The sequence below is a fragment of the Rhizobium tibeticum genome (assembly GCF_900110205.1).
GTDB lineage: Bacteria > Pseudomonadota > Alphaproteobacteria > Rhizobiales > Rhizobiaceae > Rhizobium > Rhizobium tibeticum.
Window position 1 is genome coordinate 60,248 of record NZ_FOCV01000030.1, and the last position, 16,730, is coordinate 76,977.

Here is a 16,730-nt window from a genome sequence, read left to right on the forward strand (position 1 = left end):
ATGTGTGGGCGCCTATCACGCTCGAACCTTTATCTCGTCTGGGCATATGAACGCGCAGCAATGCGGCCCGGAAAATCAGTTTGCGGCAAGGCAACGGTGCGTCCGGCGCGAAAAGGACGCTGGCTGGCGCCTGGCGCGCTTCGCTCGAACGACAAGAGAAACGTCATGGACCTTTCGATGATCATCCGTCCCGAGCACACCTTCATAGGCGTGTCGGTCGCGACGAAATGGAGCGGGTTGCAAAATATTGCGGAGAAGGCCGCCTCCGCCTTCGGCATCGAAGAAAGGAAGATATTGCAAGCCCTGGAAAGCCGCGAGAGTCTTGGCTCGACGGGCATCGGCAACGGCGTTGCCGTTCCGCACGCGGTAGTGGATGGGATGACACATCCACGGGGCTTGCTCCTGCGCTTTGCGCGGCCGCTCGATTTCGAGGCCGTCGACGACGTATCGACCGACATCGCCTTTGCGCTTTTATTTGGCGAGGCAAACCGTGGCGAGTATCTGAACGTGCTGGCGGCGATCGCGCGGCAGCTGCAGACGCCCGGCATTCTAGCAGCCATGCGCACGGCCAAGACTGCCGAGGAGCTCTATTCGGATTTCCTGGCCGACTCGCGCGTTTGACGATCACATAGCGGCAGGGAACCGGTCAGAAGTCGCGCTGGAACCGAAGGAAGCCTTCCACCTGGTCGTGGCCGTCCTCTTCCTCGTGATACTGCACGCTCGGACCTGTCCTCAGATCATGGATGCAGACGGCGACGGCTTTTCCGGCGACAATGCCTTGGACGGGCCGGCATAACGGTCAACTACATGATCGTCGCTGAGGGAACGGCGCTTTCCACCCGACACAACGCAAGCGCTTCTACCGATCATAGGGAAAATCGAAGGGTAAGCGTCAGCAGGCGCAGCCCTTCGCGCGGCGTCCTCGGGGTTTCGCCGCGGCCAAGGAGAGCAAACCCATTTCCAAAGTGGGGCTCGATTGGGATGGCATTCCAGACTGGCGCCTGGAACAGAAACATTCTTCGTTTCATTATACTACCAACTTGGTAGAGTTTCGGCCACAACGAAGGAGGTTTCCATGCAGTCGATAAAGATCACACGGCTTCTCGCGGCTGTGGCGCTGGCAGGTAGCGTCGCAATCGGTGCTGTCGCTCCCGCATTCGCGGACCAGACGCTTCTCAACGTATCCTACGATCCGACGAGAGAATTGTATAAGGATTTCAATGCCGCCTTCGCTGCGAAGTGGCAGAAGGATACCGGTGAGGCGGTGACCATCAAGGCTTCGCATGGTGGGTCGGGCGCACAGGCGCGCTCGGTGATCGACGGGCTTGATGCCGATGTCGTAACCCTTGCTCTCGAGGGTGACATCGACGCGATTGCCGCCAAGACCGGCAAGATCCCGGCCGATTGGAAAACCAAATTCCCGAACAATTCGACGCCCTATACGTCGACGATCGTCTTCCTTGTTCGCAAGGGCAATCCGAAGGGCATCAAGGACTGGGCCGATCTCGTGAAGGACGATGTCCAGGTCATTACCCCCAACCCGAAGACGTCAGGCGGAGCACGCTGGAATTTCCTGGCGGCCTGGGCCTGGGCCAAGCAGGCCAATGGCGGCGATGACACCAAGGCGCAGGACTATGTGACGAAGCTCCTGCAGCATGTTCCGGTTCTCGACACCGGCGCGCGCGGCGCAACGACGACCTTCGTCCAGCGCGGCCTCGGCGACGTTCTTCTTGCCTGGGAAAACGAAGCCTATCTCTCCCTCGAAGAGCTTGGGCCCGATCAGTTCGAGATCGTCACCCCGACCTTCTCGATCCGCGCTGACCCGCCGGTCGCCGTCGTTGACGGCAACGTCGACAAGAAGGGTACCCGCAAGGTCGCGGAGGCCTACCTGAACTATCTCTATTCGGACGAGGGTCAGAAGATTGCGGCCAAGCACTTCTACCGACCGACCAAGCCCGAAGCGGCCGACAAGGCAGACATCGCACGCTTTCCAAACCTGAAGCTCGCGACGATCGACGATTTCGGCGGCTGGAAGGAAGCACAGCCAAAATTCTTCGGCGATGGCGGCGTATTTGACCAAATCTACAAGCCGGCACAATAATACGTCGCATGAGAGCACATAACCCCACGCGGTGGCGGTTCAGACGGCCGAGCGTCATTCCAGGTTTTGGAATGGCGCTCGGCCTTACCTTGACCTGGCTCACCCTTTTGATCCTCATTCCGCTTTCGGGCCTTGCCTGGCGGTCAAGCGAGCTTGGCTGGGCAAAGTTCCTGGCCATTGCCATCGATCCCCGCACCTTAAGCGCCTTGCGCATCAGCTTTGGCGCCGCTTTTGCGGCGGCCTGCATCAATGCTGCCTTCGGCGTCGTGCTGGCCTGGGTGCTAGTGCGCTACCGGTTTCCAGGCAAACGCGTCATCGACGCCATGGTGGACCTGCCCTTTGCGCTGCCGACGGCCGTTGCCGGTATCGCGCTTGCGACCCTCTACGCACCGAACGGCTGGATCGGCCAGTTTCTCACGCCGCTCGGCATCAAGATCGCCTTCACGCCGCTCGGTATCGTTATCGCCCTCGTCTTCGTCGGCCTGCCTTTCGTGGTTCGCACGGTGCAGCCAGTGATGGAAGAGATCGACAAGGAAGTCGAGGAGGCTGCCGCAACGCTCGGCGCCACCCGTCTCCAGACGATCTTCCGCGTGCTGTTGCCGGGCTTGGCGCCACCTGTTCTGACAGGCTTTGCGCTCGCTTTTGCCCGCGGTGTCGGCGAATATGGCTCGGTGATCTTCATTGCCGGTAATCTTCCGTTCCGGTCGGAGATCGCACCGCTGCTGATCGTCATCAAGCTCGAGGAATACAACTATGCAGCCGCGACGGGCATCGCCGCGGTAATGCTGGTGATTTCGTTCGTCATGCTGCTGATCATCAACCTCATCCAAAGCTGGAGCAGACGGAGATACGGCTATGGCGCTTGATACCAGTGTACAGCCGACAAAAGTGCGCTCCGCCGTTACCGAGCACCGGTTTGCGCGTTGGACGCTTATCCTTTCCTCGCTCATCTTCTTAACGCTGATCCTACTTCTGCCCTTGACGGCAGTCTTCGTCGAAGCGTTCCGTAAGGGCGCCGGGCCGTTCCTCGAGGCATTGCAGGACGAGGAGACCTTTTCGGCCATTCGTCTGACCCTCATCGTCGCGGGCGTCAGCGTGCCTCTCAACCTGTTCTTTGGCGTTGCGGCTGCCTGGGCGATTGCCAAGTTCGAGTTCAAGGGCAAGGCGTTCCTGACGACGTTGATCGACTTGCCTTTTTCGGTCTCGCCTGTCATTTCGGGTCTGGTCTTCGTCCTCCTGCTTGGCGCCAACACTCATCTTGGTCACTGGTTGAGCGCCCACGACATCAAGATCCTGTTTGCCGTTCCGGGGCTGATCCTCGCCACGATGTTCGTCACCTTCCCCTTCGTGGCGCGTGAACTCATCCCGCTGATGCAGGAGCAGGGAACAGGCGACGAAGAGGCGGCGCTTTCGCTCGGTGCCAGCGGTTGGCAGACCTTTTGGTACGTGACTTTGCCCAACATCAAGTGGGGTCTGCTCTACGGCGTATTGCTCTGCAACGCGCGCGCCATGGGCGAGTTCGGTGCCGTATCGGTGGTCTCCGGCCATATTCGCGGACAGACGAACACGATGCCGCTGCAGGTGGAAATTCTCTATAACGAGTACAATTTCACCGGCGCGTTCGCCGTTGCCACCCTGCTTGCATTGCTTGCGCTCGTGACCCTTGTTTTGAAGACGCTGCTCGAGATGCGATTCAGCGAAGAAATCGCCGCCAGCCGGCGGCACTGAAGGAATTAGAATGGAAGTTCGCGTTCAAAACTTGCGCAAGGAATTCGACCGGTTTCCGGCGCTGCACGACGTCTCGCTCGACATCCACTCCGGCGAGCTGATCGCGCTGCTCGGGCCGTCCGGCTCCGGCAAAACGACCTTGCTGCGCCTCATCGCCGGCCTGGAGAGCCCGACGGAAGGGCTGATTTACTTCGGCGACGAGGACGCGTCGAAGAAGACCGTCCAGCAACGCAACATCGGCTTTGTCTTCCAGCACTATGCCCTTTTTCGGCATATGACCGTGCTTGATAACGTCTCCTTCGGTCTGAAGGTGCGCGACGGCGCACGACGCCCGCCCAGGGCGGAAATCCGCAGACGGGCACTGGAGCTTCTGGATCTTGTCCAGCTCTCGGGGCTCGAGAAGCGCTATCCGGGCCAGCTTTCCGGCGGCCAGCGCCAGCGCGTCGCGCTTGCGCGCGCCATGGCGGTCGAACCAAACGTACTGCTTCTCGATGAGCCTTTCGGCGCACTCGACGCCCAGGTACGCAAGGACCTGCGCAAATGGCTGCGCGAGATCCATGACCGCACCGGCCACACAACTGTCTTTGTCACGCACGATCAGGACGAGGCGATGGAGCTTGCCGACCGCGTCGTCGTCATGAGTCAGGGTGCGATCGAGCAGATCGGAACACCTGATGAAGTGTATGACAACCCGAACTCCCCCTTCGTCTTCGGCTTTGTCGGACAGTCAAACTGTCTCGACGTGCGGGTTAACGGCGGAGAAATCTGGTTCGAGGACCGGCCGCTCGGCCTCAAGGTCCAAAACGAAGCGGATGGGGACGCCCAGCTCTACTTCCGGCCACATGACATCGAATTGCGAGATGGTTGCGGTGGCTGCATCGCCGGTTTGCTGACGACCAGCCGGCGCGTCGCCGGCACGCGCCACATCGAGGTCGACATCGGCAAGGGGCATCCACCGATCGAACTGGAACTGTCGCCATCGCAGGCCGGCAGCCTCGATCGGAGCCGGATCGCCTTCCGACCGAAGCGGTGGAAATTGTTCCGGGCAGCGCCATAGAGGTAAAAACCGCGCTGATGTGGCTGGGATAGGCCCCGAATCAGTTCTTGATACGATGGTGATTTCGACCATTGCGGACGTAGGCTGCGATGGCGATTATCATCGTTTTCAGCCCGTTATGCGATCGCGGATCAGCCTGCCCAGCATGCAAAAGGCACCCAAATCAAATTGTGATACTAATTGGGTTTGAAATTTACCCGAAACGCGGATACAAAAGCGGCCACTTAATCGAGAAGGGCTTTACTACTCCAAATAGGGGGCACCTGCCGTTGAGGGCGAATCTAGCGTTGGGGAAATCTCTTGCCGGGATTATGTTGGCAGGCTTTGCGGCTGCAAGCTGCACGACTGCGCAGCAGCCGGCTCCGAAGGCGGTCAGCCAGGCCGTGACGCCGAGGAGCGCGGGGCAACCCGGGCAGGCGACAAAAGTCACGTTCAATTATACTGCCAAGGATCGCGATTGCCTGAAGCGGGCAATGTACTTCGAGTCCGAGCATTCGGACCGCGACGGCTATATGGCGGTCGGAACCGTGGTCATGAACCGGCTGACGTCGGGAGCCTATCCCGAGTCGATCTGCGGCGTTGTTGCCCAGCAGAGGCAGTTTGCGCCCGGTGTTATGACGCGGGAAGTCGAGCCCGCGGCGGAGATCGAGCTGACGGATGCTGCCGACGCAATTCTGCGTGGCGAACGGCATCCGGGCGTCAAGGACGCCATGTTCTTTCATACCGACGGTCTGACGTTCCCGTACCGCAATATGCATTACGTAGCGATTGCCGGCGGCAATGCCTTCTACGAAAAGCGTGGCCGGGACGGCGAGCTGCAGACGCCGGCGCCCCTGCCCTCATATGAAGTTGCGATGAACTATTTGCCCGGTCAGAGACTGATGCCGTCGCAGTTCGAGGCGCTTGTTCCAACCACCGTCCCGGTGCCGATTCCAATGCCGGGGTCGCAAGCCACATTGGCTACGGAGCCGGCAGCGCCAGCACCGACGGAGGCGGCGATGCCAATCGCCACGGAAGCGGTCATGCCGGTCGCCATTCCGACGCCAAGACCAGCCTATAACGATGCGGTGCTGCGCGGCAGCCTCGCCCACGGCTAACGTCGCGCGTTGCCTACCTCGCTCTGTTTCCATCCGCGTCGAAGACGTGCAGGTATTGCGCGGGAAAGGATACGCTGACCTTCGGGCCGGCCGTCAGCGCTTCGCGATCAAGCGTGAAGATCTTGAACGGCAGGCCGTGCAGCGACAGGTGCAGAATGATGCCGAAGCCTGTGGGCTCGACCAACTCGACGTCCGCACCCATGCCGCTCTGGTCGGCAATGACGACGTGCTCGGGGCGGATCCCCAGCGTGACCTTAGCGCCGTTTGCGAGCGACAGCGGCGCAGCCAGCGGCACGATCGTTCCATCCTTCAGACGGACGCTGCCATCGGCATAGGTGGCGTCGAGGAAGTTCATCCCGGGCGAGCCGATGAAGCCGGCGACGAAGAGGTTGGCTGGCCGGTCGTATAGTTCGAGGGGGCCGCCGACCTGCTGAACTACGCCGCCATGCATGGCAACGATCCTGTCGGCCAGCGTCATCGCCTCGATCTGGTCGTGAGTGACGTAGATTGACGTGGCCTTGAGGTCGCCGTGCAGCTTCTTGATCTCCGCGCGCATCTGCTCGCGCAGGCGCGCGTCAAGGTTCGACAGTGGCTCGTCGAAGAGGAAGGCCTTCGGCTGGCGCACGATCGCGCGGCCCATGGCGACGCGTTGGCGTTGGCCTCCCGACAGCGCCTTCGGCCGCCGCTCGAGCAGCGGGTCGAGGCCGAGCTTGGAGGCAACACCTGACACGGCGCTCGCGATCTTTTCCTTGGCCGTTTTCCTGAGCTTCAGACTGTAGCTCATGTTGCCGGCGACATTCATGTGCGGATAGAGCGCGTAGGACTGGAACACCATGGCGATGTCGCGGTCCTTCGGATGCAGCTCGTTAACGCGGTTCCCGGCGATGCGGATCTCGCCCCCGGTCACGTCCTCCAGCCCTGCGATCATGCGCAGCAGGGTGGACTTGCCGCAACCCGACGGGCCGACGAGCACGACAAACTCGCCGTCCTTGATCCTGAGGTCGACGTCGTGCAGCACCTGCACTGGGCCATAGGCCTTCTTGACGTTCTGGATATCGATCGATGCCATTTTGATTAACCCTTGACCGCGCCGGCCGTCAGGCCCTGGACGAGATAACGCTGGATGAGCAGGAAGAAGAGACCGGCCGGGATGAGCGCAAGCACGCCCGCTGCCATCATCTGCCCGAAGTCCACGGAGAATTTGGAAACGAAGGTGAGAAGCCCGACAGGGAAGGTCGCCGCATCGTTGCCATTGATCAGCATGAGTGCAAAGAGAAGTTCGCTCCATGCCGCGGTGAACACGAAGCCGAGCGTTGCGGCAATGCCGGGCAGCGTCAGCGGCAGGATGATCTGCCGGAAGGCGGTAAACTGCGTTGCACCGTCGATCAGCGCTGCCTCCTCGAGGTCTTTCGGGATACCGTCGAAGAAAGACTGCATTAGGAAGGTCGCGAAGGGCACGTTGAAGGCGGTATAGACGACGACGAGACCGGCGAGGCTGTTCGTCAGGTGCAGCGGCGTCAAGATCTTGAAGATCGGCGCGACCAGCATGACGAGCGGGAACATCTGCGTCAGCAGCATCAGAGCGACGATCCAATACTTCGCCCGGAAATTGAACCGCGATAGCGCGTAGCCCGAGAGCGAAGCGCACATGGTCACGACGACGGCCGTTGAGGCCGACACGATCAGGCTGTTCTTGAAGAAGGTCGGAAAGGCACTGTGCTGCAGCACGAACGAATAATGTTCCCATGTCGTGCGCGACGGCCACATGCGCACGCCTTCGGTGTAGAGAAGGTCGTTCGGCGTCACCGACACCTTGAGAAGCCAGAACAGCGGAAACAGCGCAAACACGATGTAGCAGAGAATGGCCAGGCGATGCGCGACGGTGGGGAGAATGGATCGCTTCATGACATCAATCCTTGTTCAGCAGGGTCTGCCGCAGCAGGATGATCAGCATCGAATAGGCAAGCAGCAGCACCAGCAGCACCAGCGCGATCGCCGAGGCATAGCCGAAGTCAAGGCGCCTGAAGGCCTGCGTGAAAATGTAGCTTGCGACAATCTGCGTCCGGTCCGCCGGTCCGCCGCTCGTCATGACCACGATCAGGTCCGCAAAGTTGGAGACCCAGACGGTGCGCAGCAACACGGTGATGGCAATGGTCGGCGCGAGAAATGGCAGGGTGATCGAGCGAAACCGCTGGAACCACCCGGCGCCATCGATGGAGGCCGCTTCATAAAGATCCCGCGGGATCGCCTGGAGGGCGGCCAGCAGCGTGATCGCGAAGAAGGGAATGCCCCACCAGACGTTGGCGATGATCGGGCCCCACATCGCATATTGTGGATCGGAGAGGATGTTGCCCGGCTCGCTCATCAGGCCGAGCGCAAACAGCCAGTGCGGGATCGGCCCGATCACCGGATTGAACAGCCAGGCCCAGTTCAGACCGGCGAGGAAGGACGGCACCGCCCAGGGCAGGAAGACCAGCGCCTGCACGACGCCCCTGCCCCAGAACGGCTTGTCGAGCAGCAGCGCGAGAACGAGGCCGAAGATGAACTGCAAAACAACGGAGGCGCCCGTCCACCACAGCGTATTCTTCAACGCGCCGTAAAAGGCCGCGTCTTTTGACAATGCACGGAAATGGTCGAGCCCGACGAAGCCGCCCGAAAACGGGTTCAGCAGCTGGATGTCGCGAAAGGCATAGGAGATACCAATCATCAGCGGCACCAGCATCACCGCGATGATCAGGATCAGCGATGGCGCACTATAGAGATAGGGTTCGGAGGCATCGGCGACGCGCTTCAGCCAGGGGCGTCTGTCCTGGCGCCGGTCCAGCGTATCGGCAGTGATGGTCATCAGGCAAATCCGTTTCGCGGCGCAATTTGTGCCGTCGCAAGAAAATCAAAGAGGCGGCGGACGAATCCGCCGCCGGTGGTCGGCTACTTCTTGGCGAGGAACTTCTGCTGTGCCTTGGTCAGATAGTCTGCCCACTGGTCAGCGAGTTCCTTCGGCGTGATGTCGCCGAGAAGCGCCTGTTGCGTCGTCTTGATGGCGAGCGAATCCTTGAAGAAGGCAAACTCTTCGAGGTAGGTCGGCATCACGGTCGGAACGACGTTCGGATCAGCCAGCTCCTCGAACCAGCCCTTGAACTGCTCGCCCGCATAGAAGGGATCCTTCTCGGCCGAGGTATGGACCGGCAGGGCGCCCGTGCGTTTGTTCCACTCAATATTGCCTTCCGGTCCCTCAAGCGTTTCGATGAGCTTCCAGGAGAGATCCTTGTTCTGGCTCGTCGTGAACATCGACCAGCCGGCGAAACCGATTGTCGTGAACGCCTTGCCACTCGGACCAGCCGGCATCTTGGTCACGCCGAAATCTTCAGGCTTCATGCGCTGGGCGATCGCGATCAGAGCATCCGGATCCTGGTCGAGCATTGCGCAGGTGCCGGAATAGAAGCCGGCGACGGTTTCGTTGAAGCCCCAGTTGACGCTGTCCTTCGGCGTCAGGCCCTTCTTGTAGAGGTCGACAACCCACTCGAGACCCTTGGCCCAGCCTTCGCTGTTCATGGTCGAGGTGCCGTCATCATTGAAGAACTTGTTGGAGCCGGCCATCGTTGCGCCGAACATCACCCAACCGTTGAGACCGCCCGGGCCGCCACGCAGGCAGTAGCCCGCCTTGCCGGGCAGCTTGGAGACTTTCTCGGAGGCGGCAACGAAATCGTCGAGCGTCTTTGGCGGTTCGGCAACACCGGCTTCCTGGAAGAGCTTCTTGTTGTAGAACAGCGCGCGCAGATAGAAGCCGTAAGGCAGCATGTAGGCGGTTTTCTTGACGTCGCGGCCGAGTTCCAGCGCGCGCGGGGTCAAACCCTTGGTGTGTTCCCACTTGGCGAGGTAGGGTTCGAGGCTTTCGAGCATGCCGTTGTTGGCATAGAGCGAAAGCCAGGTGTCGGGCATTTCCATGACGTCAGGCGTGTCGCCGGCCGAAACCATTGTCGCGAACTTCTGGAAGGCTTCGTTCCAGGGCAGCGATATGATGTCGACCTTGGTGCCGGGGTTCGCAGCCTCGAATTTGCCTACGATCGACTTCAGCGTTTCGGTGCGTTCGGGGCTGGTGATGACCTCGACCAGTTTCAGCGTGGTATCGGCGAGCGCCGTGCCGGCCATCATCGTGGCGAGTATAGTGGCGGTGATCAGTCTTTTCATGCTTGCTCCCCCTTTTCAGGTTTTTGAGGTTTCGACCGCTTAAGAGGCGACCGCCAGTGCCGCCTCAATGTCCTTCCACAAGGCCTCGGTTCCTTCGAGGCCGACGTGGAGGCGTACGGACCGCGCATGGATCCCGAAGGCATGCGCGGAATTCGGTTGCGCCTTCTGCTGAAGGACGACCTCGCCTGGTACGATCAGGCTTTCATGCCCACCCCAGCTCACTCCCAGTTTGAAGAGCTTGAGGTGATCAGCGAAGGCGCGGATATCGACGCCCTCACGGAATATGAAGGAAAACAGCCCCGACGTGCCGTTGAGGCCGGCAGGCAGGCGGTTAGCGAGACCTGGATGGCAGACCGCCTCCACCACGTCGAGCTCCTGCAGGCGCTTTGCGATCGTCATTGCGGCGGCTTCGTGCGCCCGCATGCGGATCGGCAGCGTGCGCAGGCCGCGAATGAGAAGCCAGGCATCGAAGGGCGAGAGCTTGCCGCCGAGATAGGGATAGGCTTCCGCCTTGATGCGGGCGATCATCTCCTTCGAGCCGGCAACAACCCCAGCGACGACATCGCTGTGGCCGCCGAGATATTTCGAGGCCGAATGGATGACGATATCGACGCCGAGCGAGATCGGCTGCTGGAAGTAGGGGCTTGCCCAGCTGTTGTCGATCATCGTGACGATACCATGCTTCTTGGCGAGCGCGGCGAGCGCGCCGACGTCATGAGCCTCCATCACCCAGCTGGTCGGGCTTTCCATGTAGAAGAGTTTAGCGCCGGGCAGCGCCTTTGCCACCGCCTCCTCATCGCGGCCATCGACATAGGTGACCTCGACCTTCATGCGCTTCAGGACCGTGCCGAAAAGGCGGAAAGCGTCGGGATAGACGTGCTTGACCGCGACGATCCGGTCGCCTGGTTCGACGAAGGACAGCACCGCCGAAGAGATCGCCGCCATGCCGCTCGCAAAGCCCAGCGCGTCTTCGGCTCCCTCGAGCTTCGCCAGCATTTCCTCAAACATGCGAACCGTTGGGTTGAGGCCGCGCGTATAGATCGGCCGCACCTTCTCGCCGCGATAGGAGGAGATCATGTCGTCATAATTGGAAAAGGTGAAAAGTGACGTCTGGAAAATCGGCGGCACGACGGCTTCGGCGAAGTTTCCTTCGTCGTGTGCGGTGATGAGCGAGGCAAGATCGAACGCGTCTGCGCCGTTATTCATTTCGACATTTCCTTGATATCTTCCTCGACAACCTCGAGGATTTTCAGTGTCTCTTCCCGCGCGGCCTCGGCATTCCGGGCAGCGATCGCGTTGTAGAGCGTGCGGTGAAAGGGAAAGGAGCGGCGTGCGAAATCCTCGCGCTCGAAAGGGTGCTCCCAGAACTGCCAGAATGTCTCGCGCATCTGCTCGAGAAGCTGGCGAAAAAGCGGATTGTGGGTGGCATCGTAGATGGCAAGGTGGAAGGCCAGATCCTCCGGACCGGACGTGCCCTTCGATATGTGGACGCGTTCCATCGCGTCGAGGTTCTGCTCGATCAGGATGAGATCCTTGTCGGTTCGCTTTCTCGCTGCGACCATGCAGGCCTCGCATTCGATCCCGCGGCGCACTTCAAGCGTCTGCAGCAGCACATCGCGCAGATGGCCAGTGTCCAGCGATAGCGGCATATGGATCGTCGCCTTCGAAACCGGTTTCAGTAGGTAGGTGCCGCTGCCTTTGCGGGTTTCGATGACGCCGAGTGCCTGGAAGTGACGGATCGCCTCGCGGATCGTCGAGCGGCCGACCATCAGTGCTGACATCAGCTCGCGCTCTGCCGGCAGCCGATCGCCCGCCTTCAGCCGCGCGCTCTGAACATAATCGGCCAGCGCGTCGGTCACCTGACGCGCTCGGTCGATCGCCGGAAGCGGCCGGATAATCGGCCTGTCGCTGCTTGGTGCCTTCATGGTTCCCCAAATTCTTATAGGCAGCCGACCTTGGAATTGGTCTGACATCTTAGCATTTCGCAAAGTTTAGGAGGCGTCAAGGCCCCGTTGCTGTTGTAGAGCATGCTCTGATTTCCGAAAAATCCTGTCGGTGAGCTTTGATGACGAGATTGAAATTTTCGATGCGTCTGCCGAGTTCCACGATGCCGAGGGTGTCTTGCGCTATCGTGCACAAGAACTCGGTGACGACGCAAAAGCACTCAAGATCATTTATGAAGAGGTACGGGGATACGTCAGGGCGTTCGACGATCTGGCCCTTTGGAACCCAAAAGCTGATATAGACATCGAGAAGGGACTGGATGGCCCTTTGAGGGCCGCGACTGGACAACATTCATATCCCACGCTGAACTGCGGTACCGGAGGTAGCGAGACGGCGTTCATTTGCCCTTAGCGCTATGACCCTAAATTTTCCCTTGAGTAGACGCCCGCCGCCGCGCTAGAGGGTTCCGCAATGTATTAGCATCGCGAAGCGGTGCTCCAAGTGAGTCGAATCACGCTTACAGACCGAGCCAGGCCGCGGAAAGACGGATGCCAAGCCAAGCATGACCGCAGCGGTCGAATACCTCGGTGAGCAGCCGTTGGGGGCGTGACGCTGGCGGACCCTTGCCAAAACGACGCGCCCCAAGGGCCGGAATCGCAGCACGGCGGCATCTTGTTGAACCAGTCAGTTTCCGTATCTTTGTGCTTGCGACGGCGTGAATAGCCAGAGTTAAGTCTTAGGTAAAATCTCTCAATAACTTAGCGTTCGACGACCTCCGCCATCGTCGATTAAATGCGTTGCAATCAGCTTTCCCGACAGATCATAACTGTCCGACTTTGAGACCCAGGGGAAGTCTCCAGTCGTGTCAAAGACGATGTAGTCCCGCGTTCCGCCGTCGTTGAAGTTGGTCTGCGAGGCGATCTCACCGCTGCTGGTCGCAACCTGCTCATAGCGCTCCCAAGGCTGATTGTTCTCGACGTCATAGGTAATTGAGTAATGACTCCGATCGTCGTTTGTTTGGTCGACATACTGGAGCGAGCCGGCCGCATCGTAATGCTGCACGTAGATCTCCCACGATGAGTTGCCTCCCGCATCGTAACTGGTCACGATTTTCGCGCCGGTATCGGAAAACATTGTCTGGTTTTCCAACTGGCCGGCACGATTTCTGAACTGCTCAAGCTTCGACCAATCTTGGATATTTGAGATGTCAAACGTCACGTAGTTGCTTGTACCGTCGTCATTCTCCTGTGCGACCGATCTGAGTTGGCCGCCGGCGTCAAAGGCCTGTTCGTAGCGGGTCCATTTCCCCTTGCCTTCCAAGTCGTGGTTGACCTGGTTCTTGGAGCCATCATTCATGACGGTGACCTTCGCTAGAACACGCCCCTCCCCGTCAACTTCCGTGGTAATCGTTGACCATGGCCTCGTGTTGTCGGGGTCAAACTCGACTATTCGAGTTAACTCGCTCGCTTTGTTGTAATAGTCCACTTTTCGCTGCGCGCCGAACACGTCAAACGCCACGCCAACCTTCGTGCCGTCGTCCTTGAACTGCATTTCGAACGACCGTATGTCGCTTGGACCGTATCTCTGTTCGACCCTCGTCCACGGTTCAGTATTGAGTGGATCTAAGAGCGTGGCACTTATCCGCCGCCCGTCCTTGTTCTTGCGTTCAATGCTGCGCGGCCTCCCGATGGACGCCTCAAAGGTCGTCTCGATCGTTCGTCCATCGACCGTGACTTCAGTCTCTTGGATCTTACGTGCACGATAGTCGAACTGGGTTTGAATGGTTGATCCGTCTGGTTTCCGCTCAGTCTTAACGTCTGGCGCTTTTAAATGGCTCGGGGACCTTACATCTGGGTTGGGGCTCGATGGCGGCCTACGGTCGGCCTCGCTATTTTGGGCCGTCTGATCAGCCTTAGGGGCATTTTTTTCAGATAGGCTGCTTTGCGCGGCATTTTTGGTTTCTTGCGCGGAAGCTGCCAGCAGTCTCAGCTCGCCGACCGCTCCGTCGTACTCCATAAAGGTCTTGGGGCAGGACCATACAGCGCCCTGAAACCGACGGTTCGCTTCAGCGACTTTGCCGCGCTGCAGGTACCATTCACCCGCGTAGAAAATAGCCTCACACAGTTCGTCACCATTTCCAGCCTTTGCCGCGACCTCCTCCGGGCTGAGCTTCCCAAGAAAGAGGTCGTAGATAGGGTGTGGCCACCGGGTGGGCTCTAATTTGGCTGCAGCGCTCTGAAGGTCGTACGCGGCCTTGTCATCGCCACCTCTCTCCTGAGCCAGATATCGCCAAAGCCGGTAGTATGGAGCCGGCTTGCCATTCGTTTCGGCCTTGGACAAGAAACTTGCCGCGGCGTCGTCATAGCGTCCGGTGAAGAACTGCCAGAATGGATCAGCTAGCATTTCCTCTCGCAACCGTGTGATAGGCAGCAAGGACGCTGTTGCCACAATGACAAAGAGGCTGCTGAAGGCTACCGCGGCACTTCCAAAGCGTGGCGTCGACCGCTCCCGCGGCCACGCAATCAGTAGGACAAGAGCGGCAGCCCCACCTGCCACAACGCCGCCGAAATGCCCCGCATAATCTATCATCTGCCCGTCCTTGGCGGAGGACAGGAATGGGATGAGCGCTGGAACCAACATTTGCGCCGCGCCAATTCTAAGCGCAGAAGCAAGCGGTGCGAGGTGACCCCGAAAACTGGCGACCATGATGGCCGCGAACAGTCCAACGATACCGCCGGATGCCCCGACACCCACGACATTCGGCGCGTTGAACAAAACGGAAGCGATGGCCCCGCCCAGGGCACTTGCGAAGAAGATCGCCGCAAACCAGCGCCAGCCAATCAAGCGTTCCAGTAGTCTCCCCGCGAACCAAAGCGCGAGGCAGTTAAAGCCGAGGTGCACGATTGATCCATGCAGCAATGGTGCGGTGAATAGACGCCACCACTGATGATCCTGAAGCAAGGCTTCCTGCTGCGTCGCACCGAGCATGAACAAAGTTTGGATGCTCGGCGAACCCGCCTGCGAAGGGTCCACACCGAGTATCAGTTCGCCGGCGTAGATGGCGACGAGCAGACCGATTAAGACATAGCTCAGGATTTGTGGGGTCAGCGATATTTCAGCTTCAGTGGCGTCCTCGGTGGCAATCTCCTGACCGCCGGTCGCCGTTGCTCCACGAGCATGCTCCCATGCTTCAAAACAACAATTGAAGATTCGATCGGGATTCCCGCTTAGCGCCTTGAGATTTACAGTCGCTTTGCCTTTTGAGGCATGCATGATCAGCCAAAGGAGGCCCCGAAATCCACGCCTCCGGATGCTGTCGGCAACACCCGTGTCAAGTTCGAGCCTCAGAACGTCTACATGCCGGCTCTGAAATCTGCCGAGGTTCTTGACGGCGTGCCACGGAATCGGCTCAGTGCTGAAACTCGGCAACACAATGCCGTCGACCGATACCGCAAGAGCAAGTTCCCTTGAGAATAGCTTCAGCAACGCCGCTATGCAGATCAATCCGAAAAATGCGCCGCCGAGCCACGAAACAACAATTCCCGGCAAGCGGCCTGCGCCTTCCGACATCCATATGTTCCCAACTATCAAAGCCGCAAAAACGAAGCTGCCGAGCACTGCTCTAAGCAATTTGCCTTCGTCCCACCGGTACGACGATGGAACCAGCTTGGCCGCATCCGATTGCAGCTCTAGGGACTGTGGGTCAACTTGCCCGGATGCGTGTTTAGGGAATTCCGAACGTGTGGCCGACAATGACGTACCAGGTGTCTCCTGCTCGTCGTCGCCATTTAGCTCCTGAATCTCGGAAGCTACTCGCCAATTTGCAAAGCCTTCGTGCCACACCTTGGTTTCGGGCGCAAGTTGGCCTGCTTCGACTAAAATTCTGATTTCTAGAGCCGAAACCGGCCCCATTTGCTGGCCCCGATATTGGTAGTACCAGGCCGTCACGCGCAGTGCCATTCAAAGAAGGAGAACATTGACGAAATCAAAGTGGGAGTGCTGATAGGTAGGAGCTTTCGTCGCTACGGAATACAACCCAGATTGTCAATACTGTTTTCGATACACGCTAACGCAAGATTGTGCTTCCTCCTGTGTATAGGTAGCTTTTCAATCGCGTCGCAAAAGGGATCTTTGATGGACCAGTAGTCCTCAAAAGATTGATCGAACGCTGCTATGGGCGCGTCGATCTTCAGCGGCCCACGTTGGTCAACCGCGACGGGGGCTTTGATATTTCCGCGTTGCGTCTCCGACATAGTTTGCCCTCGCAGGCGTCGCGGAAGTCCTACAGACCGTCTGAAAACCCCGTCGGGGATTCCTCACGTTAGACTGCCGTGGTAGCTTTTGCCATGGCGCATCTTTCAGGAACAGACCGCTCTCAATTGCTGCTTCTGCCGGAAGCGGTTGATGATTATGTGGGGCCGGACAATCCGGTTCGCTTCATCGAGGCTTTCGTTGACGGCCTCGATCTCCAAGCCGCCGGGTTCGTGCGGGTGGCGGCGAAGGAGACCGGCCGTCCGGGTTACGACCCAGCCGACCTTTTGAAGCTTTACGTGTACGGGTATATCAACCGTGTGCGTTCCAGCCGGCGACTGGAAGCGGAAACGCGCCGCAACAT

15 protein-coding genes are annotated in these 16,730 nt (G+C 59.4%); 8 read left to right on the forward strand and 7 right to left on the reverse strand.

The genetic code is table 11. The features are described 5' to 3' along the window. The first annotated feature begins 165 nt into the window (after positions 1 to 165). From BSG20_RS26345 to BSG20_RS26370, 6 genes are all read left to right on the forward strand, one after another. The gene (locus BSG20_RS26345) at positions 166 to 621 is read left to right on the forward strand and encodes a PTS sugar transporter subunit IIA (protein ID WP_072380087.1); all 456 of its coding nucleotides are present in this window, start codon (positions 166 to 168) and stop codon (positions 619 to 621) included. A gap of 454 nt (positions 622 to 1,075) precedes the next feature. Further along, positions 1,076 to 2,101: a sulfate ABC transporter substrate-binding protein gene (locus tag BSG20_RS26350; protein WP_072379986.1), complete on the forward strand. Its 1,026-nt coding sequence runs from the start codon at positions 1,076 to 1,078 to the stop codon at positions 2,099 to 2,101. An 8-nt stretch (positions 2,102 to 2,109) separates the two neighbouring features. Further along, a complete protein-coding gene (gene cysT, locus BSG20_RS26355) occupies positions 2,110 to 2,967 on the forward strand; it encodes a sulfate ABC transporter permease subunit CysT (RefSeq protein ID WP_072379984.1) in 858 nt (285 codons plus the stop codon). Then, positions 2,957 to 3,829: a sulfate ABC transporter permease subunit CysW gene (cysW, locus tag BSG20_RS26360; protein ID WP_072379982.1), complete on the forward strand. Its 873-nt coding sequence runs from the start codon at positions 2,957 to 2,959 to the stop codon at positions 3,827 to 3,829. The genes cysT and cysW overlap by 11 nt, the downstream gene beginning before the upstream one ends. A gap of 10 nt (positions 3,830 to 3,839) precedes the next feature. After that, positions 3,840 to 4,886: a sulfate/molybdate ABC transporter ATP-binding protein gene (locus tag BSG20_RS26365; RefSeq protein ID WP_072379980.1), complete on the forward strand. Its 1,047-nt coding sequence runs from the start codon at positions 3,840 to 3,842 to the stop codon at positions 4,884 to 4,886. 269 nt (positions 4,887 to 5,155) lie between these two features. Further along, positions 5,156 to 5,983: a cell wall hydrolase gene (locus tag BSG20_RS26370; protein ID WP_072379978.1), complete on the forward strand. Its 828-nt coding sequence runs from the start codon at positions 5,156 to 5,158 to the stop codon at positions 5,981 to 5,983. A gap of 13 nt (positions 5,984 to 5,996) precedes the next feature. Here BSG20_RS26370 and BSG20_RS26375 read toward each other — a convergent pair whose 3' ends face one another. The 6 genes from BSG20_RS26375 to BSG20_RS26400 all read right to left on the reverse strand — a co-directional run bounded on the left by BSG20_RS26375 (position 5,997) and on the right by BSG20_RS26400 (position 12,096). Further along, positions 5,997 to 7,052, reverse strand: a complete 1,056-nt coding sequence (locus BSG20_RS26375; protein ID WP_072379976.1) for an ABC transporter ATP-binding protein — start codon at positions 7,050 to 7,052, stop codon at positions 5,997 to 5,999. A 5-nt stretch (positions 7,053 to 7,057) separates the two neighbouring features. Further along, on the reverse strand, positions 7,058 to 7,888 hold the full coding sequence (locus BSG20_RS26380) for a carbohydrate ABC transporter permease (RefSeq protein WP_072379974.1): 831 nt from the start codon (positions 7,886 to 7,888) through the stop codon (positions 7,058 to 7,060). Positions 7,889 to 7,892: 4 nt separating this feature from the next. Beyond that, complete coding sequence (locus BSG20_RS26385) at positions 7,893 to 8,828, reverse strand: carbohydrate ABC transporter permease (RefSeq protein ID WP_072379972.1); 936 nt, start codon at positions 8,826 to 8,828, stop codon at positions 7,893 to 7,895. 83 nt (positions 8,829 to 8,911) lie between these two features. Then, entirely contained in the window at positions 8,912 to 10,171 is a 1,260-nt protein-coding gene (locus tag BSG20_RS26390; protein WP_072379970.1) for an ABC transporter substrate-binding protein, read from the reverse strand. Positions 10,172 to 10,210: 39 nt separating this feature from the next. Beyond that, the gene (locus BSG20_RS26395; protein WP_072379969.1) at positions 10,211 to 11,377 is read right to left on the reverse strand and encodes a PLP-dependent transferase; all 1,167 of its coding nucleotides are present in this window, start codon (positions 11,375 to 11,377) and stop codon (positions 10,211 to 10,213) included. Next, positions 11,374 to 12,096, reverse strand: coding sequence for a FadR/GntR family transcriptional regulator (locus BSG20_RS26400; protein WP_072379967.1), 723 nt, complete (start codon positions 12,094 to 12,096; stop codon positions 11,374 to 11,376). Before BSG20_RS26400 ends, BSG20_RS26395 begins: the two co-directional genes overlap by 4 nt. A 130-nt stretch (positions 12,097 to 12,226) precedes the next feature. Between BSG20_RS26400 and BSG20_RS26405 the strand changes: the two genes are divergently transcribed. Continuing rightward, positions 12,227 to 12,526 carry a hypothetical protein gene (locus BSG20_RS26405; RefSeq protein WP_072379965.1) on the forward strand — a complete coding sequence of 100 codons (300 nt, stop codon included), beginning with the start codon at positions 12,227 to 12,229 and terminating at the stop codon, positions 12,524 to 12,526. 339 nt (positions 12,527 to 12,865) lie between these two features. On the opposite strand, the gene BSG20_RS26410 is transcribed toward BSG20_RS26405, so the two are convergent. After that, positions 12,866 to 16,075 carry a rhomboid family intramembrane serine protease gene (locus BSG20_RS26410; RefSeq protein ID WP_083540000.1) on the reverse strand — a complete coding sequence of 1,070 codons (3,210 nt, stop codon included), beginning with the start codon at positions 16,073 to 16,075 and terminating at the stop codon, positions 12,866 to 12,868. A 386-nt stretch (positions 16,076 to 16,461) separates the two neighbouring features. Between BSG20_RS26410 and BSG20_RS26420 the strand changes: the two genes are divergently transcribed. Further along, a partial coding sequence (locus BSG20_RS26420) for a transposase (RefSeq protein WP_143147535.1) occupies positions 16,462 to 16,730 on the forward strand: 269 nt, incomplete at its 3' end.